This is a genomic window from Phytohabitans flavus, assembly GCF_011764545.1.
GTDB classification, from domain to species: Bacteria; Actinomycetota; Actinomycetes; order Mycobacteriales; family Micromonosporaceae; genus Phytohabitans; species Phytohabitans flavus.
Map to the genome: position 1 here is coordinate 197,858 of NZ_AP022870.1, position 24,538 is coordinate 222,395.

A 24,538-nucleotide genomic window follows, 5' to 3' on the forward strand; every position below is an offset into this window, starting at 1 on the left:
TGGGGATGATCACGGTGCGCTGGCAGACCGCCGCCTCGGATGGGCATCCGATGGGGGCACCTTCATGTTCAACAACAAGGCGGAGCCGATCACGCCGCCCACGCCGACCGCGGAGCCGAGCCCGACCTCGACCGCCCAGCCGAGCATCGAGCCGGTCACCAGCGGCGCCGCGCCGCCGCAGAGCCCGGTGGCCCAGGCCAGCGACGACGGCTCCTCCTCGTCCCCGGTGGTGTGGGTGGTCGCCGTCGCCGTGGCACTGGCACTCGTCGCGCTGGTCGGCCTGCTGTGGCGCCGCCGCCGGTCCGGCATGTAGGGGACGACCGCCGGCAAGGCCGCCGATGCGGGCTCGGCGGCCTCGCGGTGGTAGGTCAGCTGAGCGCGTTGGCGACGGTGAGGCTGTCCTCGTAGAGGTGGAACCGGGTGATCTGGGAGTTTTCGACCGTCAGGCGCAGCGCGAACGAGAAGCTGTACGCCCGCCCGGACGCCCGTACGGTCTGGGAGATTTCGCCCAGCAGGACCGCCTCCGCACCCTCGACGATCAACGAGTCGATCGACGCGGACCGTTTCTCCGGTACGTGGAAGTCGGCAAGGGTACGAAAGTGGTCGCTGACGTCCGCCCGGCTCCGGCGGGGACGGATCCACGGCACCGCCGGATGCCCCTCGTCCGGCCAGTCCAGCCGCCAGTCGACAGGCTCACCGAACAGTGCGGCGATCCGATCCGGGTCGCCATCCCCTAGCCGCTGAAGGAACTCCTCCACGGTGGCCCGGGTGGTCGCCGTCACATCGAGCTCGTCTTCAACTGGTTGGTGTTGATGCATGCCCGGCACACTATCCGCGGAATCCTGACATCTACTGTCACCTGACGTCCAGGACGGTCAGTAGCGCGGTCGTATAGTGCGGGGTCATGGCGACCACGCACGTCATCGAGACCGGCGGCCCGACCCTCCACGGCTACTTCTCCCGCGACTACCCGCCCGTCCTCACCGTGGACCCGGGCGACTCGGTGCGCTTCTCCACATTGGACGCGTTCTGGTTCGCCGGGCCGGACACCGGGCTGAGCCTCGACGACCGGCCGCGCAGCGAGCACCACCGCAAGGGGTACGGGCACGCGCTCGTCGGACCCATCGCCGTGCGCGGCGCCGAGCCGGGCATGGTGCTCGAGGTACGCGTCGACGCGATGGTGCCGGGTCCATGGGGCACGACGGTGGCGGGCGGCTGGCCGAGCGTGTTCAACGAGCGGTACGGCGAGGTCGAGACGCAGACCAGCCAGGGCTGGGAGCTCGACGCCGCGACGATGCTCGGGCGCAACCAGTACGGCCACACGGTGGCGCTGCACCCGTTCCTCGGCGTGATGGGCATGCCGCCGGCCGAGCCGGGCGAGCACTCCACCACGCCGCCCCGGGCGCACGGCGGCAACCTCGACTGCAAGGAGCTTGTCGCGGGCAGCACGCTCTACCTGCCGATCCCGGTGGCGGGCGGGCTCTTCTCGGCCGGCGACGGGCACGCCGCGCAGGGCGACGGCGAGGTCAGCGGTACCGCCATCGAGTGCCCGATGGAGCGGGTCGAGCTGACCTTCGGGCTGCGGGACGACTGGGCGCTGACCGCGCCGGTCGTGCGGACGCCGGCCGGCGAATGGCTCACGCTCGGCCTGGGCGACACGCTCGACGACGCGTCGTACGCGGCGCTGGAAGGGATGTTCGCCCTGCTCCAGCGGCTCCACGGCGTCTCCCGCCGGGACGCGATCGCGCTGGCCAGCGTGGTGGTCGACCTGCGGGTCACGCAGATCGTCAACCAGGTGGTCGGCGCGCACGCCGTGCTGCGGGACGGCGCGATCGGCTAGGGCCGGCCGTAGGTCTCCAGCAGGCGGAGCCAGACCTCGTTGATCGTCGGGTACGCCGGCACCGCGTGCCACAGCCGGTCGAGCGGCACCTGCGCGACCACCGCCACGGTCGCCGCCTGGAGCAGCTCGCTCACGTCCGGCCCGACGAAGGTGACCCCGAGCACGACCTTGCGGTCCTCGTCGACGACCATCCGCGCGGTCCCCTTGTACCCGTCCGCGTAGACGCTCGCCCCGGCCACGTACCCGATCTCGTAGTCGACGGCGCGGACCCGGTAGCCGGCGTCGGTGGCCGCCTTGAGCGTGAGGCCGACCGACGCGACCTCCGGGTCGGTGAACGTCACCTGCGGCACCGCCTCGTGGTCCGCGGTCGCCACGTGCGTGCCCCACGGGCCGTCCGAGACCGGCTTGCCCGCGGCCCGTGCGGCGATCACGTCGCCCGCCGCCCGCGCCTGGTACTTGCCCTGATGGGTGAGGAGCGCGCGGTGGTTGACGTCGCCGGTCGCGTACAGCCAGTCGAAGCCCTTGACCCGCATCGTGTCGTCGGTCTCCAGCCAGTCGCCGGGCGTCAGGCCGACCACCTCCAGGCCTATGTCCCGGGTACGGGGTGTGCGGCCGGTCGCGACGAGCACCTCCTGGGCGGTCACCGCACCACCGTCGCCGGTCTCCACCGTGACGCGGTCGTCGTCGCGGTGCACCCGGGTGGTCTCCGTATCCAGCAGCACCTTGACGCCCTGCTCGCGCAGCGCCTCCGCGACCATCTCCCCGGCGAACGGCTCCAGCCCGGCCAGCAGCCCGCCGCGCGAGATCAGCGTGACCGTGGTGCCGAAGCTCGCGTACGCGGTGGCCATCTCGGTGGCGACCACACCACCGCCGATGACGACGAGGCTCTCCGGCGCGACCTTCGCGCTCGTCGCGTCGCGGCTGGTCCACGGGTCCGCGTCGCGCAGGCCCTCGATGTCCGGGACGAAGGCGTCGGAGCCGGTGGAAATGGTCACCGCGTGCCGCGCCCGCAGCACGATCTCGCCGCCGTCGGGCGTGGCGACCGTGACCTCCTTCGGCGCGGTGAGCTTGCCGTGCCCGCGCACGACCGCGATGCCCGCGCCCTCGGCCCATCGGACCTGGCTGTCGTCGTTCCAGTCGTGGGTGAACGAGTCCCGGCGGGCCAGCACCGCGGCCACGTCGAGCGTGCCGGTGACCGCCTCCTTCGCGCCGTCCACCTGCCGCGCGGCGCGCAGCGCCTGACCGGGGCGGATCAGCGCCTTGGACGGCATGCACGCCCAGTACGAACACTCGCCGCCGACCAGCTCGTGCTCCACGAGCACCGCGGTCAGTCCGCCCTGGACCGCACGGTCGGCGACGTTTTCACCAACCGCGCCGGCGCCCAGCACGATGAGGTCGTATTCGGTCGCGTCCATCGGGGGCATCTCCGCTCGTCGTGGACCTTCAGTATGCCTTTCTGCCGACGGCGTCCCCGGGAGCGGGCGCAACCGCGCCCGGCCCGCGCCTGTGGGGAGCGCGGGCCGGGGCGGTCGTACGGGCGTCAGGCGCCGGGGATGCGCCCCACGCCCGCACCTGAGGTGACCAGGGACGGTACCGAGGCGGCGCTGTCCGGCGTGTACGAGTAGTAGGCGCGCGGATCCTGCACGTTGCCGCCGCTCTCGCAGGTGCCGGAGCGGACGAAGACGTTGCCCCGCTCGGCCAGGCGGCCGGGTGCCGAGTCGGCGTACCCGCTCACCGAGTGGCAGGGGAAGGCGACGTCCTCGAAGTAGTTGGCCTCGACGAGCACGCCCGCGTTCTCCGTGGACGCCACGCCGTAGAGGCCGATGCCGCGGTAGTAGTTGTTGTACACATGGACCGGCTCGCCGAAGCGCACCCGCGGGTGGCGCTGGTTGGAGCCGTCGAAGTAGTTGTGGTGGTACGTGACCTTCAGGTATCCGATGTCGTCCGGGAACGAGTCGGAGTGCCCGAGCAGCATGCTCTTGTCGGTGGCGTGGAACCGGTTCCAGGACACCGTCACGTTCGTCGACTGGCGCTTGACGTCGACCGAGCCGTCGAAGCCGGGGTAGAAGTCGTTGTGGTCGATCCACACGCGACGTGATCCATTGTGGACGCTGACCGAGTCGTCCGAGGCGTCCCGGAAGGTGATGTTGCGGATGATGACGTTGTCGCCGGGGCGCGTGGTCGTACCGAGCTGGAGGCCGCCGCCGACGATCTCGGCGGTCGAGCCGACGCCGATGATGCTCTTGTTGGCGACCACCGTGATCATGTCGTCGACCGTGATCCGCCCCGCGACCCGGATGACGTACGGCGTGTTCGCGCCCGCGTACTGGGCCAGCTCCGCCGCGCTCGTCACGGTGACGGTGGGGCCGCCGGCGCCCCGGTGGTGCCGGTCGCGTGCCCGTCCGCCTGCCCGGGCACCGGCTGCGGCGCCGGTGGGGTGGTCACCACCGGCGTCGGCGACTGCGTCGTCGGGCTCGGGCCGGCCGAGTCGGTCACCAGCACGTCGTCGAAGGAGGCGCTGGCGTAGTACGAGGCCAGGCCGATCGAGCCGGACGCGTACGCGCTGTCGGTGGCGGTCGCCACGAGCTGCCCGTTCAGGAAGCCGCGGAGCGTGCTGCCGGAGGCTTCGAGGCGCAGCCGGTACCACGTGTTGAGCGAGACCGTCGCGGCGGCCGACGCCAGCGTCGTGTGGCCGCCGGAGCCGCGGCGGCCAAGCCGTACGTCCCCGGCGTTGGTCAGCGCGAGGTAGTAGTAGGCGCTGGTGCTCTGCGCGCGGGCGATGACGCCGGCATGGCGGGCGGAGCCGTTGAACGCGGTCGGCTTGACCAGCGCCTGGACCGAGTAGTCGGTCCACGAGCTGGACCCGGCCAGCGCGCGGGCGTCGCTGCCGGTGCCCGACTGGCGGTAGACCGCCGAGCCGTCGGTGACGACGGACCAGCTCCCGCCGGAGCGGGTCCAGCCGCTGGCGCCGCCGGTGAAGTCGGTGCTGAAGAGGGTGGCTGCTTGTGCCGATTGGACGCCGACGAATACGAGCGCGGTGGCCACCGCGCCGGCGAGGGCCGCGGCGAGCAGCGCCCTCCGTCCTTTGTGGAGCATGGGCGTTGTCTCCTGTCTCACGGCCGTAACCGGACAGAAATAACGCTAGGAAAGCCCTTTCCTAAGGTCAATAGAATCGATGTGCAGGAATGTTGCAGTACGCCCGTCCGTCAGCGGGGCGACGACCGGGCGACCCGGAACCCCACGTCCTCGATCCGCAGCGTGGGGTGGCTGCGCCGCCGTACCGACGTACGGCAGCTCCAGTGCTCGTCGAACCACCCGCCGCCCTTGAGCACCCGGTACGTCCCGTACACCTCCGGGTCGTAGACGTCCCAGCACCACTCCCACACGTCGCCGAGCATGTCGTGCAGGCCCCACGCGTTCGGCCGCTTGCCGCCCACCTCGCGTACGCGCCCGTCGGAGTTGTCGCGGTACCAGGCGATCTCGTCGAGCTCGCCGTAGCGCGGGCCGGTCGTGCCGGCGTGGCACGCGTGCTCCCACTCCGCCTCGGTCGGCAGCCGGTACCCCTCGGCCTCGCCGTCCCACTCCACCTCGTCGTCCCCCAGCAGCCGGTACGCCGGCGCGAGCCCGTCCCGTGTGGACAGTGCATTGCAGAACCGTGCGGCGTCCCACCAGGACACGCTCTCCACCGGGAGCCGGTCGCCGGGTCCGGCGGCGCTCGGGTGCGCGCCGGTCACCTCCGCGTACTCCGCCTGGGTCACCGGAAGGGAGGCCAGCAGGAACGGTGCCACATCGACGGTCCAGCTGCGCTCGGTGCGCCGGTCGGCGAGCGTCACGTGGCCGGGCGGGATCGTGATCATCATTTACTCTATCCAGCGTGGCCCAGGACTACCGGTTTCATCACTTGGCGATCGTCGCGAAGAGCTACGACGAGACGGTGAACTGGTACTGCCGGCACTTCGGCTTCAGCGTGGCGCAGGAGTGGAGCGCGCCGGACATGCTGCCCGGCGCCCGCATGTGCTACCTGCGGAAGGGCACGTTCTACATGGAGATCATCGGCGACGGCGAGAAGACCGGGCACCATGCGGTCGCCCCGGATCCGAAGCAGGAGTACCAGATCACCGGATACCGCCATTTCGCCCTGGAGGTGGACGACGTGGACGCCGCGGTGGCGGCGCTGGCCGCCGACGGCGTGCCGGCGTTCTTCCCACCCACCAACCACGACGCCGTCGGCGTGCGGGCCGCCCTCGTGCGCGACCCGGACGGCAACGCGGTCGAGCTCATCCAGTGGCTGTGAGCGCAGGCGCCGGCACTGACGCGGGCGTGGGGCGGATCATCGGGCCGGCGGCGCGGGCGACAAGCGCCAGCAGCGGGATCAGCGCGGCGAGTGTCCACGTGAGACCGACAAGCTCGGTCACCCAGCCGATGATCGCCGGCGCGATCAGGATTCCGGTGTACGTCATCGTGCTGAACCGGGCGACGGTCGTGGCCGCACCGGAGCCGGTCGCGCCCAGATGGCCGACCACGCCGAAGAGCACCGGCAGCGGGGTGGCCAGCCCGATCCCGACCACCGCGAAGCCGGCCACCGCCAGCGCCGGCCACGGGCTGAGCACGATCACCGCCAGGCCGGCCGCCGCGACGAGCGTGCCGGTGGCCACCAGGCCGGCTGCCGAGCCGCGGGCCTGGAGCCGGTCGCCGACCAGCCGGCCGGCGGTCTGGCAGGCGGTGAACGCCACGTAGCCGAGCGTGGCGGCGCCGAGTGACGCGCCAAGGTTGTCGTGCAGGTACACGCCACTCCAGTTGGCGACCGCCGCCTCGACCGTGAGCACCGTGGCGCCCATCGCGCCGAACCCGACGATCCGCCGCGACCAGCCGCTCCGCCACGACGCGCGGGCGGCGGGGGTGGCCTCGGTGGCGCGCCGGTCCGCGTACCCGGGAAGGAGCAGGCGGCCGCAGACCAGCGCGGCCGGCAGCAGCGCCGCGGCGAGTACCGCGTAGTGCAGTGACCGCGACATGCCCGCCTGGGCCGCCGCCGAGCCGACGAGCGAGCCCGCGACGGCGCCGATGCTCCACGCCGCGTGGCAGCCGTTCATGATCGGGCGGCCGAGCGCGCGTTCGACCGCGACGGCGTGCGCGTTCATGCTCACGTCGAGCAGGCCGTGCGCCGCCCCGAAGCCGAGCAGCAGGGCGAGCAGCGCGACCAGGCTCGGCGCGAGCCCGACGCCGACGAGCCCGAGCGGCAGCACGAGGATCGCCACGCGCACCACCCAGCCGCTGCCCACCCTGGCCGCGAGCGCTCCCGCGCCCTGCATGGCCGGCACGGCCGATACGCCGAACACGGCGCTGACCAGGCCGAGCTGGGCGGGGGAAAGGTCGAGGTCGAGCTTGAGCTGCGGCGTACGCACCACCATGCTCGCGATGATCAGCCCGTTGCCGCCGAAGACCGCCGTGATCGCCCAGCGGGCAAGCCTTGCGTTCGAGGAAGCCATACCAAGACGACGAACGGGCAGCCCCTCGATCGGACAGCGGCGCCGGCCAGGTGGAACAAACTGACAGCAGCCCGACACATAAAGATGTCTTCACCAACGGCTGAGGCCGGGCTTACGCACCCTCCCCAGACTCCGGAGTCATGGTCCAGGGTAGGAGCAGAAGGTCGACGCGAAAACGCGTCGTCATCGCGGTGGTACTCGTCGCCTCACTCGCCGCCACCTTGCTCGGTGTGCAGCCGGTGTGGGCGATGACGTACACAGTCAACAGTACGGCGGATGCTGTCGATGCCGCCGTCGGCAACGGGGTCTGCGCCACCAGTACGGGCGTCTGCACATTGCGGGCGGCCGTGCAGGAGGCGAACTCGACCCTCGCTGCCGACACAATCCAGGTGCCTGCTGGCACGTACCAGATCGGTATCGCCCCCTCCGGCGACAACGGTGACTCGAGCGGCGACTTCGACGTCGTCAGCCCGCTCACCGTCGTCGGCGCCGGCGCCGCCACCACGATCGTCGACGGCGGGCAGCCGCTGGGCGGCTCACCGCCCGAAGTGCGCGGCCTGGACCGGCTCCTCGACATCCACGAGACCGCGGGCAACGTCACCGTCTCCGGCATCACGCTGCGGGAGGGGTACGACATAGAGGTCGGCGGCGCTGTCCACAACCTCTCGCCCGGCCTGGTGCGGCTCCAGAACGTCACCGTTCTGGACAGCTACGCCGGTGTGTCCGGCGGCGGCATCTTCGCCGACACCGAGGGCCGCATGGAGATCGGCGGCTCGACCATCCGGGGCAACACGACCGGCGGTGAAGGCGGCGGCATCTACAACCAGCACGAGGGCGAGATCACCCTCACCGACACGTCGCTGACCGGCAACACGGCGGCGGGCGACGGCGGCGGGCTGTCCAACACCTCCAAGGCCCGGCTCACCATGACCCGGGGCACCGTCTCCGGCAACACGGCCGGCGGCTCGGGCGGCGGCGTCTCCACCGACGCCTCGCGCCCGGCCACGTTCACCGGTGTGGTCTTCTCCGGCAACGCGGCGGGCGACGAGGTCTCCGGCGACGGCGGCGGTGGCGGCCTGAACGCCGGCGGCGACGGCACGCTCAACATCACCGGCGCCTCGTTCATCGAGAACACCGCGATCGGCGAGGGCGGCGGCCTGGCCATCCACAATGGCGGCGCCGCGCAGGTCACCGACACGGTCGTGCGCGACAACCACAGCGACGCCGGCGGTGGCGGCATCGAGAACAGCGGCATGGGCGTCACGCTCACCCGGCTGACCGTCACCGGCAACACCGCCGGCCTGGACGGCGGCGGCATCGAGAGCCAGGGCAGCGGCGCGTTCACCATCAAGGACACCACGGTCAGCCAGAACACGGCCGAGCACGGCGGCGGCTTCGCCAACGTGGCGGACGGCACGCTCCAGATCACCGGCTCGACGTTCTGGGACAACCGCGCCAAGGTGTACGGCGGTGGCATCTACAACGCCTCCGACGCCACCGCGCTGATCGAAAACAGCACCTCCTCCGGCAACGTCGCACAGGTGGCCGGCGGTGGCCTCTACAGTGACGCGGACGCCGGCCTGCGGGTGGTCAACGTGACCATCACCCACAACGTCTCGCCGCACGGCGCGGGCGTCGGCAACGAGCCGGGCGGCTCGGTGAACTTCCCGGTCGAGCCGAGCACCTCGGTGATCTTCCGGAACACCGTGGTCGCCGGCAACCTGCACGGCGCCGAGTGCAGCTTCGCGGTCGGCTCCGAGGGCGGCAACCTGGACAGCGCCGACTCCTGCTACTTCCGGGGCAGCCGCGACCGTACCGGCGCCGGCGACCCCGGCCTGGACGCGATCGCCGACAACGGCGGCCCGACGATGACGCACGCCATCCAGGAGGGCAGCTTCGCCCTCGACGGCGGCGTCGCGCCGTGCGTGCCGGTCGACCAGCGCGGCGTCACCCGCCCCAAGAACACCGCGTGCGACATCGGGTCGCTGGAGCACGAGGGGCCGTTCCCGGCGGCGGACACCGTCGCGCCGGAGACGTCGGTGCTGGAGGGGCCGTCGTTCGCGGCTGAGCGGGCCACGTTCCGCTTCGCCGGTACGGACAACGTCACCCCGGCCGGCGAGCTGCTCTTCGAGTGCCGGGTCCTGAGCAACGACCCGACCGACCCGCCGGACCCGCCGGACCCCACCGAGCCGCCGGACCCCGAGTTCATGTTCGTCGGCTGCCCCAACCCGTACGAGCTGCTCGACATCGAGATGGGCGAGAACACGCTCGAGGTGCGGGCGATCGACCGGGCCGGCAACGTCGACCCGACGCCCGCGGTGCACGTCTTCACCGGCGGGGAGGACACCACGCCGCCGGAGACCACGTTCGCCAGCACCCCGCCCAACCCGAGCGCGGGCCGTACGGCCACGTTCTCCTTCCTCGGCACCGACGACCTGACACCGACCTTCCTGCTGGAGTACGAGTGCCGGATCGACAGCACCGACGAGGAGGCGTGGCTCGAGTGCGCCAGCCCGTGGAGCTTCTCCAACCTGACCACCGGGTCGCACACGGTACAGGTGCGCGCGATCGACGAGGGCGACAACGTCGACCCGACGCCGGCCACGTACACCTGGACGGTCGGCTCGCCGGCCGACTGTGACGCCTCGAACGTCATCCTCACCGCGGGCGCCGACGCGTGGATCGACGAGTCGATCACGCAGCAGAACTTCGGCATCGCCGAGGAGCTGACGGTGCGGTCCCAGGCACCCGGCGAGGACGCCCGCGCACTTGTCCACTTCGGACTGCCCGCGGACACGCCGGTCGCCTGTGAGCTGACCCGGGCCACGCTCCGCCTGTACGGCGAGGGCGAGGCGGGCCGCACGCTGGAGGCGGTACCGATCAGCGCCGGTTGGGCCGAGACCAACGTGACCTGGGCCAACCAGCCAGCCACCAGCGGTACGGCGGCGACCACCACGTCCGGCTCCGGCTTCCGTGAGTGGAATGTCACCGCGCAGGTGGCGGCGATGCTGGCCGGCTCGCCCAACCACGGCTTCATGATCCGGGACGCCGTGGAGGAGGGTGAGGGTGCCGAGCAGTCGCTCAGCTCCCGTCACACGATCGCCGAGCCGCCGCAGGTGCCGCAGCTCGTGCTCCGCTTCGACGGCCCGGGTGCCGAGCCGCCCTCGCCGCCGCCCGCGCCGGTGGCCCGTACGGTCACCTGTGGCCAGGTGATCACCCAGAGCACCCGGCTGCTGAACGACCTGACCGACTGCCCGCTCGACGGCCTCGTCGTCGGCGCGCCGAACATCGAGATCGACCTCGACGGCCACACGATCGACGGGCCGGGTTACTTCCCGGGCCAGCCGGGCTCCCCGTACGAGGTGCCTGAGCTGGGTCTGCCGGCCGGTGTGCGCAACGTCGGGTTCGAAAACGTCGTCGTCACCGGCGGCACGATCAAGGGCTACGGCTACGGCGTGCAGCTGATGGCCGGCACCCGGTTCAACCTGGTCGAAGGGCTGACCGTCCGGGAGAACGCGACGGCGGGTATCGAACTCGCCGACGCCGACGACGGGCGCAACGCCAACCAGGTGCGCGGCAACACGATCGCGGACAACGAGCTCGGCCTCGCGCTGATCGCCGGCTCGGAGAACAGCGTGGTGCGGGAGAACGACTTCGCCGGCAACCTCGGCGTGGCCATTCACATGCTCGACGCCAGCGGTCACCTGATCGAGGACAACACCGTCACCGGCGTGACAAGTGACCCGGCGCTGAGCAGCGACGGCGGCTTCCTCTTCGAGGACGCGCGGGAGAACACGATCGCCGGCAACACGCTCGCCGACACCGGTGACGCGGGGATCGTGATCAGTGCCGGCTCGCACCGCAACGTGGTGCGGGACAACGTCATGTCGCGGACCGGCGACGCCGGCATCAACATCGACGACTCCGACGGCACGGTGGTGACCGGCAACACCTCGCACCTCGCGTCCGACGTCGGGATCGGGCTCAGCGGCGCGAGCGGCACCATCGTCCGCGACAACGACGTCCGGTTCAACCCGGGCGGCGTGGAACTGGAGGGGGCCAGCGACAACATCGTCGAGGACAACGACGCCAGCTCCAGCAGCGGCGTCGGCATCTCGGTGTCGGCTGAGTCGCTGCGCAACCGCATCGCGGGGAACACCATCGTCGGCGCCACCGGAGACGGGATCGCGGTGGGCGGTGCGGCGGTCGACCCCGAGGGCAACCCGCTCGGCGGCAACGTCATCGAGGGCAACACGGCGTCGGCCAACACCGGCGACGGCATCTCGGTGGCCGAAGCCGGGCACACGGTCACCGGCAACACCGCGCACCACAACTCCGCGTGGGGTATCGACGCGGCCGAGGGCACGATCGACGGTGGCGGCAACACCGCCAGCGGCAACGGTGAGCTCGAGCAGTGCCGTGGCGTGGTCTGCGCCGCCGGTACGCCCGGCACGCCGCCCGGACCGGACATCACGCCGCCGACCGCGGTGATCACCGGTACGCCGCCGAACCCGAGCAGCAGCCTCGCCAGCGTTCAGTTCCGGTTCACCGGTTCCGACAACGTGGCCCCGCCGACCGCACTGCGCTTCGAGTGCCGGCTGGACCCGCCGCCGGACCCGGAGCCCGAGCCGCCGGAGCCGGGTGAGCCGCCGCAGGCGCCGGAGGGTCCGGGCTGGGAGGAGTGCGTCAGCCCGGTCACGTACCACTTCCTCTTCGTCGGCGTGCACCGCTTCGAGGTGCGGGCGATCGACCCGTCGGACAACAAGAGCCTCACCGCGGCGTCGCACACCTGGACCGTGGCGGCGACCCCGCCCGGGCCGGACAACACGCCGCCGAGCACGACGATCTTCCAGCACCCGGACCAGGCCAGCACCACGCCGCTCGCCACCTTCGGCTTCCGCGGCAGCGACAACGCCACCCCGGGACCCAACCTGCGGTACGAGTGCCGCCTGGACCAGGCCGCGTTCGGGCCCTGCCTGAGCCCGAAGTCGTACTCCGGCCTGAGCCTCGGCGTGCACACGTTCGAGGCGCGGTCGGTGGACCTGGCCGGTAACGTCGACCCGACCCCGGCCTCGTACACCTGGACGGTCCTGCCGTCGCCGGCGGACACCACCCCGCCGGACACGACGATCGACTCGGCGCCGGACGCGTCCACGGTCAGCACCGAGGCGACGTTCCAGTTCTCCGCCAGCGAGCCGGGCTCCACGTTCGAGTGCTCGCTCGACGGCGCCGCGTTCAGCGCTTGCACCTCGCCGACGGAATACGTCGGACTCTGGGTCACCGACCACGAGTTCCGGGTGCGGGCGATCGACGCGGCGGGCAACGTCGACCCGACGCCGGCCGCCCACTCGTGGACGATCCGCCCGGCGCCGGTACCGATGCAGGTCAACTGCGGCCAGACGCTCACCCAGAGCACGCTGGTCAGCAACGACCTGACCAACTGCTCCGGTGACGGCCTCGTCATCGGCGCGGCCGGGATCACCGTCGACCTCAACGGGTTCGCGGTGGACGGCATCGGCCAGGGCGTCGGTATCCGCAACAACGGCCACGACAACGTGACCATCACCAACGGCACCGTCCGCGAGTTCGACTACGGCGTGCAGCTCAACGCCGGCACGGTCGGCAACATCGTCTCCGACCTCACCGTCGAGCTGCACCAGGAGGTGGGCATCCAGCTCACCGACGCGGACAACGGCCTGCGGGGCAACCTGCTGCGCGGCAACACGCTCACCGGCAACGCGGCGGGCATCGCGCTGCTCGGCGGCACGCAGGGCACCTCGGTGCTGGACAACGTCATCACGGCCAGCGCGCTCGACGGCATCCAGGTGCTCGCCTCCAGCGGCAACAGGGTGGAGAACAACCGGGTCAGCGGCTCCAGCGGCTCCGGCCTCGTTCTCGAGGGCGCTACCAACAACACGATCGTGGGCAACACGATCATGGACAACTCCGACCCCGCGGTGACGCTCCAGGCCGGCTCGAACGGCAACCGCCTGTCGGGCAACGAGCTGACCGAGAGCGAGTCCGGTGTGATCATCACCGACTCGTCCGGCAACGATCTGGTGGCGAACGTGGCCACCGGCTCCAGCGACGGCGGCTTCGTCCTGGAGGGTGCCAACGACAACGTGCTGCGCGGCAACGACGTGCGGTTCAACGGCACCGGCATCGACCTGTACCAGTCGTCGCGCAACCGGGTGGAGTCCAACGACGCCTCCGGCTCGTCGTCGAGCGGTATCTCGATCGGGCCCGAGTCGCTGAACAACACGATCGTGCTCAACACCTCCAGCGGCAACCAGTCGGAGGGCATCTCGGTCGAGGCCGAGGTGCTGCCGGAGAGCACCGAGCCGGGCAACGTCATCGACCGCAACACGACCAGCAGCAACAACAGCGCCGGTATCGCGGTCGAAAAGGCCGGCCACCGGATCTCGGCCAACTCCGCCGACAACAACGACGGCTGGGGCATCTACGCCGAGGTCGGCAACGTGGACGGTGGCGGCAACCGGGCCACCGGCAACACCGAGCCGATGCAGTGCTACAACGTCTCCTGTGACGGATCCGCGCCGGTACCGCCGGAGGTCAACCCGCCGGACACGCTGATCGTGGACGAGCCGCCGAACCCGAGCAACAGCACCTCGGCGAGCTTCACGTTCACCGGTATCGACGACAACACCCCGCTGTTCGACCTGGCCTTCGAATGCCGCCTGGACAGCACCAGCCCGACCGCCTGGACGGACTGCGAGAACCCGCAGACGTACGGCAACCTGGGCGTGGGTACGCACACGTTCGAGGTGCGTGCGGTGGACCTGGCCGACAAGCCTGACCCGACCCCGGCCACGTACACCTGGACGGTGGCGCTGTCGCCGCCGGGCATCCCGCCGGTCACCACGATCAGCGCCGGTCCGCCGGCGCAGACCGCGGCCCGGAGCGCCCTGTTCACCTTCTTCGCCAACGAACCGGACGCCACCTTCGAGTGCTCCTTCAACGGTGCGGCGTACGCCGACTGTGTCTCCCCGGTCTTCCTGGAAGACCTGCTGCCGGGAGCGCACGAGTTCGCGGTACGGGCCCGGGACGCCGAGGGCAACCTCGAACCGACCCCGGCCACCCGTACCTGGACGGTCACCGGACCGCCGGTCGTGACGCTCGTCGTCGCGCCGGACACGGAGACCACCGACCAGACCGCCACGTTCGCCTTCACCGCGAACGAGCCGGTCGCCCGGTTCGAGTGCTCGCTCGACCTCGCCCCGTTCACGACGTGCACGTCACCGGCGTCGTACAACGGGCTGGCCATCGGTGATCACTCGATGCGGGTGCGCGCCGTGGACCTGGACGGGATGACGTCCACAGAGGACGAGATGGCCGACCACGAGTGGTCGATCGTTCCCGGGCCGGACCTGACTCCGCCGGAGACGAGCGTCCTCAGTGGGCCCGCCAACCCGGCGCCGGACGGTATCGCGAACTTCACGTTCACCGGTACGGACAACGTGACCGCGTCCGCCGGCCTGCTCTTCGAGTGCCGCCTCGACAGCCAGAACGAGGCCGACTTCGTGGAGTGCACAAGCCCGTTCGGGTACCCCAACGTGGACCTGCCGGGCGAGCTGGAGCCGGGACCGCACGTGTTCGAGGTGCGGGCCCTGGACCAGGAGGACAACGTGGACCCCACGCCCGCGGTGTACTCCTGGACGGTGGCCGGTACGCCGGTCGCGCCGCAGACCACCATCGCCACCGCACCACCGGTGGAGACGGTGGGCACCACCGCGGCGTTCACCTTCTCGGCCAGCGCTCCGGGTGTGACCTTCGAGTGCGCGCTTGACGGTGCGGCGTACGCGGCCTGCGTATCGCCGGTCCAGTACACCGGCCTGGCGGTCGGCGACCACGAGTTCGCGGTCCGGGCCCGTACGGCCGGGGGCACCGTGGACCCGACGCCGGCGCACTTCGAATGGACGGTGCTGCCGCCGCCGGACACCACGGCACCGGAGACGACCATCGGCTCCGCGCCACCGGCGACGACCACCAGCCCGACGGCGACGTTCGGCTTCTCCGCCAGCGAGGCGGGGTCGACGTTCGAGTGCTCGCTCGACGCCGCCGCGTTCGGTCCGTGCACCAGCCCGCAGGCGTACAGCGGCCTCCAGCCCGGAGCGCACCAGTTCCGGGTACGGGCCACCGACGCCGCCGGGAACGTGGACGGCACGCCGGCCACGCACAACTGGACGGTCCAGGCGCCGCCGAGCTGCGCGGCTCCGGGCACGGTGACGCTCGGGGCGAACGCGGACAGCTGGGTCCTCCAGTCGTCGGCGTCGAGCAACTACGGGCAGGACTCGGTGCTGAAGGTCGACACCAAATCCGGCAACAACGCCCGGGCACTCGTGCGGTTCAACCTGCCGGCGATCCCGTCCGGATGCCAGGTGACCGACGCGAAGCTGCGGCTGTACGCCTCGTCGTACAAGACCGGGCGGACGCTCCAGGCGATCCCGCTCGCGGCCACTTGGTCGGAGGCGAACGTGCGGTGGAACAACCAGCCGGCCACCACCGGCACGGCGGCCACCACCACGTCCGGCTCCGGGTACCGGGAATGGGCGGTCACCGCGCAGATCGGTGGCGCCTACGCCAACGGCAACTTCGGGTTCCTGATCCGGGACAGCGTGGAGAACGGCAGCGGTCTCGAGCAGGGATTCCACAGTAGAGAGAAGGGGACCGACAACCCACCGCGGTTGGTCATCACGTTCGGCTAACCGCACCCCCCATAAAAGGCGCCGCCCCTTCCACCTCCCAGGAAGGGGCGGCGCCGCCGTACGCGGTGGCGACACGTGCACATTGGGAAAGATGAGAAAACTCTAAGAAGAGGCCACCGGATCGGTCGAAAAAGCACGGATCAGTGGCCGCCCTGCCCGCCCGATCGAAGACTGTCGGTCATGGTGCCGGGCACCGTACGGTGAGTAACCGTGAGGAGCCGCTCCGGATGGCTACCGGCGACACGGAGCATCCATACCCGCATCCTGCTGTCGTACGTCGGGCTGATCGTGCTCGCCAGCGGGCTGTCCACGATCGCCATCCGCGAGGTGCTGCTGATCCGGCTGGAGCACCGCGTGCAGGCGTCGGTGCAGCAGGAGTTCCTGGAGATGGACCTGCTCGTCAGCCAGGGCAGCGACCCGCGTACGGGCGCCGCCTTCACCTCCGTGGAGCGCGCCTTCGACGTGTACTTCCAGCGCAACGTCCCCAACAACGAGGAGGCGATGCTCGCCTTCTCCGACGGCAAGATCTACCGCAGTAGCATGACCCGCTTCCCGCTGGAGCGGCTGCCGCAGCCCGTGATGGAGCGGCTCGGCACCTCGGCGCGGACCAGGGCCGGTGGCGAGCTGGAGAGGTTCGACACCGCGCAGGGGGAGGCGTTCTACCGGATCATGCCGGTGACGATCGGCAACGACCGGGGCGCGTTTGTGGTGACGTTCCTGCCGATCGAGGAGCGGGCGGAGATCGCCGACCTGCTCCTGTACAGCGTGGCCGCGATCCTCGGCGTGCTGCTGCTCGCCTCCGCGTGTGCCTGGCTGATGACAAGCCGGGTGCTCGGCCCGGTGCGCCAGCTCACCGACACCGCCCGGCTGATCTCCCAGTCCGACCTGACCCGCCGCATCCCCGTCACCGGGCGGGACGAGGCGGCCGTGATGGCCCGCACCTTCAACGCGATGCTCGACCGGCTGGAGGCGGTGTTCCGCCGCGAGCGGGAGTTCATCGTGGACGCCAGCCACGAGCTGCGCGGCCCGCTGACCATCTCGCTGGGCAACCTGGGACTGCTGGAGCACGCGGTGACCGACGAGGAGGATCGGCGCCGCACGATCGCGATCGTCTCGGACGAGCTGGAGCGGATGGGCCGCATCGTCGGCGACCTGCACCTGCTCGCCGACGTGGCGCACCCGCAGTTCCTCCAGCCGGAGTGGATCGACCTGGAGATATTCGTGGTCGAGCTGGTCGCGAAGCTCAGCGCGCTCGCGCCGCGGCCGTGGCAGCTCGACGAGGCGCCGCAGGGCAGGATCCTGGCCGACCGGCACCGGCTGACCGAGGCCGTGATCAACCTGGCGGACAACGCGGTACACAACACCGAGCCCACCGACACCGTCGCGCTGGGCGCCTCGCTCGACGGCGGAGACCTGCGCCTGTGGGTGCGGGACACCGGGCGGGGCATCCCGCTCGAGGAGCAGTCCCGGGTCTTCGACAGGTTCCGGCGCGGCGCGGGGGCGCAGTCCCGGTACCGGGGGACCGGGTTGGGGCTGTCCATCGTCCGGGCCATCGCGCAGGCGCACGGCGGCCGGGTCGAGCTGGTCAGCCGCCCCGGCGCGGGTGCGACGTTCACGCTGGTGATTCCCGATCTGCTCCGGAAGGGGTGGCCTGTTGGCCAGAATCTTGATCGCTGAGGACGACGCCAAGATCGCATCGTTCCTCCAGAAAGGACTCCAGGCGAACGGCTGGGCCACCGTGCACGTCGAGGACGGCGCCGAGGCCGAGCAGCTGGCCCTGGGCGGCGGCTTCGACCTGCTGATCCTGGACATCGGGCTGCCTAGTCGGGGCGGCTTCGAGGTGCTCCAGGGGCTGCGCGCGCGGGGGCACCGGCTGCCGGTACTCGTGCTCACCGGCCGGGCCCAGGTGCACGACGTGGTCGCCTGCCTGGACGCCGGCGCGGACGACTACATGACCAAGCCGTTCCGCTTCGAGGAGCTGCTGGCCCGGATCCGCGCCCGGCTGCGCGGGGTGGGCACGGAGGAGGAGCGGGTGCTCATCGCCGGCCCGGTGCGGCTCGACCTGTGGTCGCGCGAGGTGTCGGTACGGGGACGCGCGGTCGCGCTGACCGGACGGGAGTTCGCCCTCCTGGAGACGCTGATCCGGCACGCCGACCGGGTGCTGAGCCGGGAGCAGCTGCTCTCCCAGGCGTGGGGGTACGACTTCGACCCGAGCACGAACCTCGTCAACGTGTACGTGAGCGCGCTGCGCAAGAAGCTCGGCGAGAACGTGATCGAGACGCTGCGCGGCTTCGGCTACCGGTTGCGTACATGAGAGCCCTCTCATCCTTGCCTCATCGAGTGATTACGCTCGTCGGACAGGCTCGGGCATGAGCGCGCAGAAAGTGGCCACGGGGATCGGGCTGGCGGCACTCGCCACGCTCCTGTCCGGCGTCGGCCTGCCGGCGCTGTTGCCACCCGCACCGGTACCGCCGATCGAGATCACCGTGCCGGCCGCCCACCAGCTCGAACAAGGGCAGAATGAGACGGCACCGCCGAGCGCGGGCACCGTACGCAGGCCCGCCACCGGAGACGACGATGACGATGCCGACGACCGGCCCGCCCGGCCACCCGCAGCCGGAGGTGGCGCTGGACCCGACGATGACGATGCCCTTGACGACCGGGGAGTCGAGCGCGACGACGACGCCGCCGAGCGCGACGGTGCCGTGGAACGCGACGACGCTCCCGAACCCGACGATGCTCCCGAAGCCGACGACGACGCCGAGCCCGACGAACCGGACGACGACTGAGCGCAGCCGCTGGCGACCGTCGCTGGGCCTGCGGCTGCGGCTGCTGGGGTGGGCGCTCGTGCTGCTCTGCATCGCCAGCCTCGCGTCCGTCGTGGTGATCCGGCAGGTCCTGCTCAACCAGCTGGAAAACCGGATCACGGCGGACATGCGGCAGGAGGTGACCGAGTTCCGCCGCCTTGTCGACGGGCGGAACCCGACCAACGGGCAGCCGTTCGGCACCGACCTGCGGGCGATCGCGGACACGTACCTGCTGCGCAACGAGCCGCAGCCGGGCGAGGCGGTGCTGGTCTTCGTCGACGGGACGTTCTACCGCTCCACCGAAAACCCGCCGTACGACCTCGTCGCCGACGCCGGGCTCGTAGACCGCTGGACCGGCCTGCGGGAGAGCACGTACGGGGAGGTCGACGGCGGGGCGGCCGGCGACGGGCGGTGGCTGGCCGTGCCTGTGGTGATCGACGGTTCGGTACGCGGGCACGTGGTGGTCGCCGAGTTCGGCGCCGAGCGGCGCGCCGACCTCAACCGCGCGGTGCAGATCATGGCGCTCGCCTGCCTGCTCGTACTCGTGGTGGTGGCCGCCGGCGGCTACCTCGCGATGGGCCGGGCGCTGCGGCCGCTGCGCCAGGTCACCGAGACCGCCCGGGTCATCGAGGAGACCGACCTGTCCCGGCGGATCGAGGTGACCGCCACCGACGAGGTCGCCGACCTGGCCCGGACGTTCAACGCGATGCTCGGCCGGCTGGACAGCGCGTTCGCCGCGCAGAAGGCGTTCGTCGCCGACGCCGGGCACGAGCTGCGTACCCCGATCACGATCGTCCGCGGCCACCTGGAGCTGATGGGCGACGACCCGGCCGAGCGGGCCGAGACCGTCGCGCTGGTCACCGACGAGCTCGACCGGATGAACCGGATGGTCGACGACCTGCTCATGCTGGCCCGGGCCGAGCAGCCGGACTTCCTCCAGCTCGACCGGGTGGACATGGCGCTGATGATGCACGAGGTGTACGCCAAGGCGGTGGCCCTCGGCGACCGCGACTGGCGGCTCGGCGAGGTGGCCGAGGTGACGATCTTCGCCGACCGGCAGCGGCTCACCCAGGCGCTCATGCAGCTGGCCCAGAACGCTGTCCAGTTCACCGGCGCGGACGACCGGATCGAGCTGTCCGCGAGCGCCGAGCACGGGCGGGTGCTGCTCGCCGTACGGGACACCGGGCCGGGGATCGAGCCCGAGGACCGGGAGCGGATCTTCGCCCGCTTCGCCCGTGGGCGGGACGGCCGGGCCCGTACCGAGGGACCGGTCTCGGCCTGGCGATCGTCGCGGCCATCGCCCAGGCCCACCGGGGCGCGGTCGCGGTGGACAGCGTGCCGGGCGCGGGTGCGACGTTCACGCTCGTACTGCCGGCGCCAGCACGATGAACCGCATCCTCATCGCCGAGGACGAGCCGCGGATCGCCTCGTTCCTGACCAAGGGGCTGCGCGCCGCGGGGTACGTCACCACGGTCGTCGAGACCGGTGTGGACGCGGCCGCCTACGCGCGCAGCGCCGACTTCGACGCGCTCATCCTCGACCTCGGGCTGCCCGGCCAGGACGGACTCTCGGTGCTAGCCCAGATCCGGGCCCGGGGCGAGCGCCTCCCGGTGATCGTGCTGACCGCGCGGGACGCCGTGCCGGACCGGGTCACCGGGCTGGACCAGGGCGCCGACGACTACATGACCAAGCCGTTCAGCTTCGAGGAGCTGCTCGCCCGGCTCCGGGCCCGGCTGCGCGACCGCGGCCGGGACACCCCGACCACGCTGCGCGCCGGGGCGGTGGTGATGGACCTGGTACGCCGTACCGTCACCGCCGACGGGCAGCCGGTCGAGCTGACCGCCCGCGAGTTTCTGCTCGCCGAGACGCTGATGCGCCACCCCGGCCAGGTGCTCAGCCGCGAGCAGTTGCTCGACCGGGTGTGGGGGCTCGCGCACGACCCCAGCTCCAACGTCGTGGACGTCTACATTGGATACCTGCGCCGCAAGCTCGGCCAGGAGCTCATCCACACCGTGCGGGGCGTGGGATACCGGCTGCGCGAGCCCTAAGAGGACTCTCACCCACGGCTCACCGTCCACTTACGACGGTGCTGGAGGGTGTGCTCATGTCGCACCTGCTCACCGGCCCGGACGCCGGCGACCTGCTCGGTGTTGCCGTACGCCCCGGCCGCCTGCTCGCCTGGCGGGCCCGCCAGGTGGACCAGCAGCCCGGCCGGGGTTGCACCGCCGCGTACGACGTGCGCGTGCGCTGGCCGGACGGGCGGGACACGGACGAGCGGTTGGCCGCCTGCACCGGGCGCATCCCGGCCGGCGCGGCGGTGCTCGACGACGGGCAGGAGCGGGTCGGCGTGTGGCGGTACCCGCACGACCCGGACCTGCCCGCGCTCGCCACGGCCGCGGACGAGACCGCCGTCGCGGCGCTGCTCGACGGGTTCGACCTCGGCGGCGGGCCGGTGCGGCTGGCGCTGCGCGCGTACCGGCCACGCCGCCGGGCGATCATCGAGGCGGTGGGGGAGCGGGGTCGGCTCTTCCTCAAGGTGGTGCGCCCCGACCGCGTACGGCGGCTGCACGAGCGGCATCGGATGCTTGTCGGTGCCGGCGTGCCCGCCGCGCCAAGCCTCGGCCACACGCCCGACGGGCTGCTGGTGCTCCAGGCGCTTCCCGGCCGCACCCTGCGGGAGGCACTGCGGTACGGGTTTCCGGTGCTGCCACCGGCGTCCGCCGTACTCGCGCTGCTGGATCAGCTGCCCGCGGAGCTGGCCCGTGGCCGGCGGCGGCGCAGCTGGGCGGAGAAGGCGCCGCACTACGCGGCCGTGGTGGGCGCGGCACTGCCTTCGTCGGCCGAGCAGGCGGCGGCGATCGCCTCGGCGATCCGCGCGGAGGGCGGGCGCGGCGAGATAGTACCGGTGCACGGCGACCTCTACGAGGCCCAGCTGCTCGTCGCCGGCGAACGGGTCACCGGGCTGCTCGACATCGACACCGCCGGGCCGGGGGAGCGCCTCGACGACCTCGCCTGCGTGCTCGGCCACCTGTACGTGCTCGCCGACCTCTACCCGCCACGGGCCACAGCCATCAACCGGCTCGGTGCCCGGTACCTCGGCGCGTTCGAGCGGGTGGTGGACCCGGCGGACCTGCGCTACCGGGTCGCCGCGGTGGTGCTGTCGCTGGCGACCGGCCCGCATCGCGTACAGGAGCCGGACTGGCCGACCGCCACCCGCCGCCGCCTCGCCCTCGCCGAGCGCTGGCTGGCCAGCGCACGGTCCATGAAGGACTCCTCATCGTGGCACCATCCCCGTCTCACCGCGCGGGCAGAGGCTGGAAGCAACACCCAGAAGGAGGAGTGACAGATGCGCGTATCACGACCCTGGCGGATCGCAGTCGCCGGAGCCGGCGTCGCCGCCGTCCTGGCCGGCGTCGCGGGCGCGGCCGCCGCCAGCGGCGGCATCCAGCTCAACGACCGGATCCAGCCGATCGAGCTGGACAGCCAGCAGCTGGACGGGGGTACGGCCGGCGCGGCCGACGCGGAGGACTCGGCGGAGTCGCTCGACAGCGCGGGCGAGTCACCGTTCGACTCGGCCGGCTCGGCGTCCGACAGCCCGGGAGATCCGAAGTGGACGGACCCGTCGCCGGAGTCCGCCGACAGCGGCGCCGAGTCCGCCAACGACTCGCCGGCCGCCGTGCGCAAGCCGGCGAAGGCCAAGCCCGCCGCCGACTCCGCCGACTCGCCGGTGGCCCGCCGTGGCGGTGGCGACGACTCCGGAGACTCGCCCGCACCCCGGCGGTACCACGGCGACGACTCCGCCGACTCGGGCGGCTCGGCCGACTCCGGCGACTGACGGGTACGGCGCCGGGCTTCTGAAGCTTCGGCTCATATACAGCTTTGCCTTATATAAGGTCCGGCTATATTGAACCCGTGCACGCGTTCGACGTTCTGGGTGACCCGGTGCGGCGCCGCATCCTGGAGCTGCTCGCCGACGGCGAGCAGACCTCCGGGGCGGTCACCGAGGTCATCCAGGCCGAGTTCGGGATCTCCCAGCCCGCTGTCTCGCAGCACCTGCGCGTGTTGCGGGACAGCGGGTTCGCGTCGGTCCGGCCCGAGGGCACCCGCCGGCTGTACGCGGTCGAGCCCGGGCCGCTGCGCGAGGTGGACGAGTGGCTGGAGCGGTTCCGCGGGTTCTGGAGCCAGCGGCTCGACGCGCTGGCGACCGAGCTGGCGCGGGGCAAGCGGGCCCGCCGCTCCGCCGGAGAAACTTAGAGGGTGCTTATATAAGTCGTGGGTTTGATATGGTGACTCCGCTCCGGCCCCGCCGGGGCATCCATCCGCCAGGAAAGGATCCAGGAGTCATGACCGACACCGCAGGTTGGCTGAAGACCGTGCACCGCGAGGTGAGCGCCGAGGACACCGACGCGGGTCGCTCCCGCACCGTGCTGCTGCGCCGGTCCTTCGCCGCGCCCGTCGAGGACGTCTGGGACGCGATCACCGACCCGACCCGGCTCGAGCGGTGGTTCTACCCGATCAGTGGGGACCTTCGCGTCGGCGGCAAGTACCAGCTGGAGGGCAACGCCGGCGGCGAGATCCGGCGCTGCGAGCAGCCGAGCCTGCTGGTCGTGACCTGGGAGTTCGGCGGCGGGTCGACGGACCTCGAGGTGCGGCTGTCGGCCGAGGGGGACGACGCCACCGAGGTGCGGCTGACGCACTCCGCCGTGCTGCCCTTCGACGACGAGACCTGGGCCGCGGGCTGGGCCAGTTCGCGCCCGGCTGGGACCACGCCCTCAGCCGCCTGGACAGCTACCTGCGCGGCGAGCTGGCGGAGGACGACTCGCCCAGCGACCTGTCCCCGGAGGCCCAGCGGCTGTGGGAGCTGGCCGGCAAGGAGTGGGACGAGGTGGTCAAGGCCTGGCGCGGCTGACGCCGATCCAGATCCGAGGGTGGGCAGCGCCGACCGCGCCGCGCACCCTCGGACCGCACAGCGGCGGCGACTATGCCTCCTGCGCCGCGATCTGGAGGAGGTTGCCGCACGTGTCGTCGAAGACCGCGGTCGTCATGGGGCCCATCGTCAGCGGCTCCTGGGTGAAGGTCACGCCGAGGGCCCGCAGCCGCTCGAACTCGGCCCGCACGTCCTTCACACCGAAGACGGTGAACGGGATCCCGTCCGCCACCAGGGCCTGCTTGAAGCTTGCCGCCGCCGGGTGCTCGTCGGGCTCGAGGACCAGCTCCACGCCGCCCGGCTCCTCGGGAGAGACCACGGTCAGCCACCGGTGCTCTCCCGCCGGGAAGTCGGTCTTCTTCACGAAGCCAAGCACGCCGGTGTAGAACGCCAGCGCCTTCTCCTGGTCGTCGACAAAGATGCTCATGTGTCCGATGCGCACGGCCCGATGCCCCATCTCTCGTAGATCTGCTGGAGAGGGGACGTGTCAAGGTCGATGAAGATGTATCTGCCCTCCCGCCGGATCACTACCAGCCCAGCGTCCTCCAGCACCGCGAGATGCTGCGAGATGGCCTGACGCGACGAGGTGAACCCCTTGCCCAGCAGGCGGGTGCACAGCTCGAACAGCGTCTGGCCAGCGCGATCCCGCAGCTCGTCGAGGATGGCACGCCGGGTGGGGTCCGCGAGTGCCTTGTACACGTCGCCCACTGCCGGAACGATATGCAAGCTGCTACTTGCATGTCAAGGCAGCT

The 24,538-nt window shown here is 71.5% G+C and carries 20 protein-coding genes and 2 pseudogenes; 14 read left to right on the top strand and 8 right to left on the bottom strand.

Features of this window, described 5'->3' with window-relative positions; all coding sequences use genetic code 11:
• Positions 1–64: 64 nt before the first annotated feature.
• Entirely contained in the window at positions 65–313 is a 249-nt protein-coding gene (locus Pflav_RS00890; RefSeq protein WP_173032938.1) for a hypothetical protein, read from the top strand.
• Positions 314–368: 55 nt separating this feature from the next.
• Here Pflav_RS00890 and Pflav_RS00895 read toward each other — a convergent pair whose 3' ends face one another.
• Positions 369–782, bottom strand: a complete 414-nt coding sequence (locus Pflav_RS00895) for a nuclear transport factor 2 family protein (protein WP_197937806.1) — start codon at positions 780–782, stop codon at positions 369–371.
• 122 nt (positions 783–904) lie between these two features.
• Between Pflav_RS00895 and Pflav_RS00900 the strand changes: the two genes are divergently transcribed.
• Complete coding sequence (locus Pflav_RS00900) at positions 905–1,840, top strand: acetamidase/formamidase family protein (RefSeq protein ID WP_173032942.1); 936 nt, start codon at positions 905–907, stop codon at positions 1,838–1,840.
• Here the strand turns inward: Pflav_RS00900 and Pflav_RS00905 are convergent.
• The 4 genes from Pflav_RS00905 to Pflav_RS00915 all read right to left on the bottom strand — a co-directional run bounded on the left by Pflav_RS00905 (position 1,837) and on the right by Pflav_RS00915 (position 5,700).
• Entirely contained in the window at positions 1,837–3,255 is a 1,419-nt protein-coding gene (locus Pflav_RS00905) for a dihydrolipoyl dehydrogenase family protein (protein WP_173032944.1), read from the bottom strand. The two genes, Pflav_RS00900 and Pflav_RS00905, sit on opposite strands and share 4 nt — an antisense overlap.
• A gap of 125 nt (positions 3,256–3,380) precedes the next feature.
• Complete coding sequence (locus Pflav_RS44550) at positions 3,381–4,193, bottom strand: pectate lyase family protein (protein ID WP_232070891.1); 813 nt, start codon at positions 4,191–4,193, stop codon at positions 3,381–3,383.
• Entirely contained in the window at positions 4,190–4,957 is a 768-nt protein-coding gene (locus tag Pflav_RS44555) for a 3-keto-alpha-glucoside-1,2-lyase-like domain-containing protein (RefSeq protein WP_232070892.1), read from the bottom strand. Before Pflav_RS44555 ends, Pflav_RS44550 begins: the two co-directional genes overlap by 4 nt.
• Before the next feature lie 89 nt (positions 4,958–5,046).
• The gene (locus Pflav_RS00915) at positions 5,047–5,700 is read right to left on the bottom strand and encodes a formylglycine-generating enzyme family protein (protein ID WP_173032949.1); all 654 of its coding nucleotides are present in this window, start codon (positions 5,698–5,700) and stop codon (positions 5,047–5,049) included.
• Positions 5,701–5,714: 14 nt separating this feature from the next.
• Between Pflav_RS00915 and Pflav_RS00920 the strand changes: the two genes are divergently transcribed.
• A complete protein-coding gene (locus Pflav_RS00920; RefSeq protein ID WP_173032950.1) occupies positions 5,715–6,134 on the top strand; it encodes a VOC family protein in 420 nt (139 codons plus the stop codon).
• Here the strand turns inward: Pflav_RS00920 and Pflav_RS00925 are convergent.
• Positions 6,118–7,326: an MFS transporter gene (locus Pflav_RS00925; RefSeq protein WP_173032951.1), complete on the bottom strand. Its 1,209-nt coding sequence runs from the start codon at positions 7,324–7,326 to the stop codon at positions 6,118–6,120. The two genes, Pflav_RS00920 and Pflav_RS00925, sit on opposite strands and share 17 nt — an antisense overlap.
• A gap of 140 nt (positions 7,327–7,466) precedes the next feature.
• On the opposite strand from Pflav_RS00925, the gene Pflav_RS00930 reads away from it, so the two are divergent.
• The 11 genes and pseudogenes from Pflav_RS00930 to Pflav_RS00975 form a co-directional block, all read left to right on the top strand.
• Entirely contained in the window at positions 7,467–16,052 is an 8,586-nt protein-coding gene (locus tag Pflav_RS00930; protein WP_173032952.1) for a NosD domain-containing protein, read from the top strand.
• Between the two features lie 210 nt (positions 16,053–16,262).
• Positions 16,263–17,729 carry a sensor histidine kinase gene (locus tag Pflav_RS00935; RefSeq protein ID WP_173032954.1) on the top strand — a complete coding sequence of 489 codons (1,467 nt, stop codon included), beginning with the start codon at positions 16,263–16,265 and terminating at the stop codon, positions 17,727–17,729.
• A complete protein-coding gene (locus Pflav_RS00940) occupies positions 17,707–18,366 on the top strand; it encodes a response regulator transcription factor (RefSeq protein WP_173032956.1) in 660 nt (219 codons plus the stop codon). Before Pflav_RS00935 ends, Pflav_RS00940 begins: the two co-directional genes overlap by 23 nt.
• 55 nt (positions 18,367–18,421) lie before the next feature.
• Positions 18,422–18,841: a hypothetical protein gene (locus Pflav_RS44560; RefSeq protein ID WP_173032958.1), complete on the top strand. Its 420-nt coding sequence runs from the start codon at positions 18,422–18,424 to the stop codon at positions 18,839–18,841.
• A gap of 592 nt (positions 18,842–19,433) precedes the next feature.
• Positions 19,434–20,048: pseudogene (locus Pflav_RS48305) on the top strand (sensor histidine kinase); the annotation flags it as partial.
• A gap of 107 nt (positions 20,049–20,155) precedes the next feature.
• Entirely contained in the window at positions 20,156–20,248 is a 93-nt protein-coding gene (locus Pflav_RS48310; protein WP_415624367.1) for a hypothetical protein, read from the top strand.
• Positions 20,245–20,907: a response regulator transcription factor gene (locus tag Pflav_RS44575; RefSeq protein ID WP_173032960.1), complete on the top strand. Its 663-nt coding sequence runs from the start codon at positions 20,245–20,247 to the stop codon at positions 20,905–20,907. Before Pflav_RS48310 ends, Pflav_RS44575 begins: the two co-directional genes overlap by 4 nt.
• A gap of 38 nt (positions 20,908–20,945) precedes the next feature.
• Complete coding sequence (locus Pflav_RS44580; RefSeq protein WP_173032962.1) at positions 20,946–22,202, top strand: phosphotransferase family protein; 1,257 nt, start codon at positions 20,946–20,948, stop codon at positions 22,200–22,202.
• Between the two features lie 3 nt (positions 22,203–22,205).
• Positions 22,206–22,694 (top strand): hypothetical protein, encoded by a 489-nt coding sequence (locus Pflav_RS00965; RefSeq protein ID WP_173032964.1) that lies wholly within the window; start codon positions 22,206–22,208, stop codon positions 22,692–22,694.
• Positions 22,695–22,771: 77 nt separating this feature from the next.
• On the top strand, positions 22,772–23,113 hold the full coding sequence (locus Pflav_RS00970; RefSeq protein WP_173032966.1) for an ArsR/SmtB family transcription factor: 342 nt from the start codon (positions 22,772–22,774) through the stop codon (positions 23,111–23,113).
• A gap of 89 nt (positions 23,114–23,202) precedes the next feature.
• Positions 23,203–23,544: pseudogene (locus Pflav_RS00975) on the top strand (SRPBCC domain-containing protein); the annotation flags it as partial.
• Positions 23,545–23,838: 294 nt separating this feature from the next.
• On the opposite strand, the gene Pflav_RS00980 reads toward Pflav_RS00975, so the two are convergent.
• Positions 23,839–24,228, bottom strand: a complete 390-nt coding sequence (locus tag Pflav_RS00980) for a VOC family protein (protein ID WP_173032968.1) — start codon at positions 24,226–24,228, stop codon at positions 23,839–23,841.
• Positions 24,210–24,494 carry an ArsR/SmtB family transcription factor gene (locus tag Pflav_RS00985; RefSeq protein ID WP_173032970.1) on the bottom strand — a complete coding sequence of 95 codons (285 nt, stop codon included), beginning with the start codon at positions 24,492–24,494 and terminating at the stop codon, positions 24,210–24,212. The genes Pflav_RS00980 and Pflav_RS00985 overlap by 19 nt, the downstream gene beginning before the upstream one ends.
• Positions 24,495–24,538: the final 44 nt, after the last annotated feature.

What these genes read in the sequence shown, in the direction of transcription:
- Pflav_RS00890 (WP_173032938.1), top strand. Translation starts at nt 65, where the DNA reads ATGTTCAACAACAAGGCGGAGCCGATCACGCCGCCCACGCCGACCGCG.
- Pflav_RS00900 (WP_173032942.1), top strand. Translation starts at nt 905, where the DNA reads ATGGCGACCACGCACGTCATCGAGACCGGCGGCCCGACCCTCCACGGC.
- Pflav_RS00905 (WP_173032944.1), bottom strand. Translation starts at nt 3,255, where the DNA reads ATGGACGCGACCGAATACGACCTCATCGTGCTGGGCGCCGGCGCGGTT.
- Pflav_RS00915 (WP_173032949.1), bottom strand. Translation starts at nt 5,700, where the DNA reads ATGATGATCACGATCCCGCCCGGCCACGTGACGCTCGCCGACCGGCGC.
- Pflav_RS00925 (WP_173032951.1), bottom strand. Translation starts at nt 7,326, where the DNA reads ATGGCTTCCTCGAACGCAAGGCTTGCCCGCTGGGCGATCACGGCGGTC.
- Pflav_RS00930 (WP_173032952.1), top strand. Translation starts at nt 7,467, where the DNA reads ATGGTCCAGGGTAGGAGCAGAAGGTCGACGCGAAAACGCGTCGTCATC.
- Pflav_RS44560 (WP_173032958.1), top strand. Translation starts at nt 18,422, where the DNA reads ATGAGCGCGCAGAAAGTGGCCACGGGGATCGGGCTGGCGGCACTCGCC.
- Pflav_RS44575 (WP_173032960.1), top strand. Translation starts at nt 20,245, where the DNA reads ATGAACCGCATCCTCATCGCCGAGGACGAGCCGCGGATCGCCTCGTTC.
- Pflav_RS00965 (WP_173032964.1), top strand. Translation starts at nt 22,206, where the DNA reads ATGCGCGTATCACGACCCTGGCGGATCGCAGTCGCCGGAGCCGGCGTC.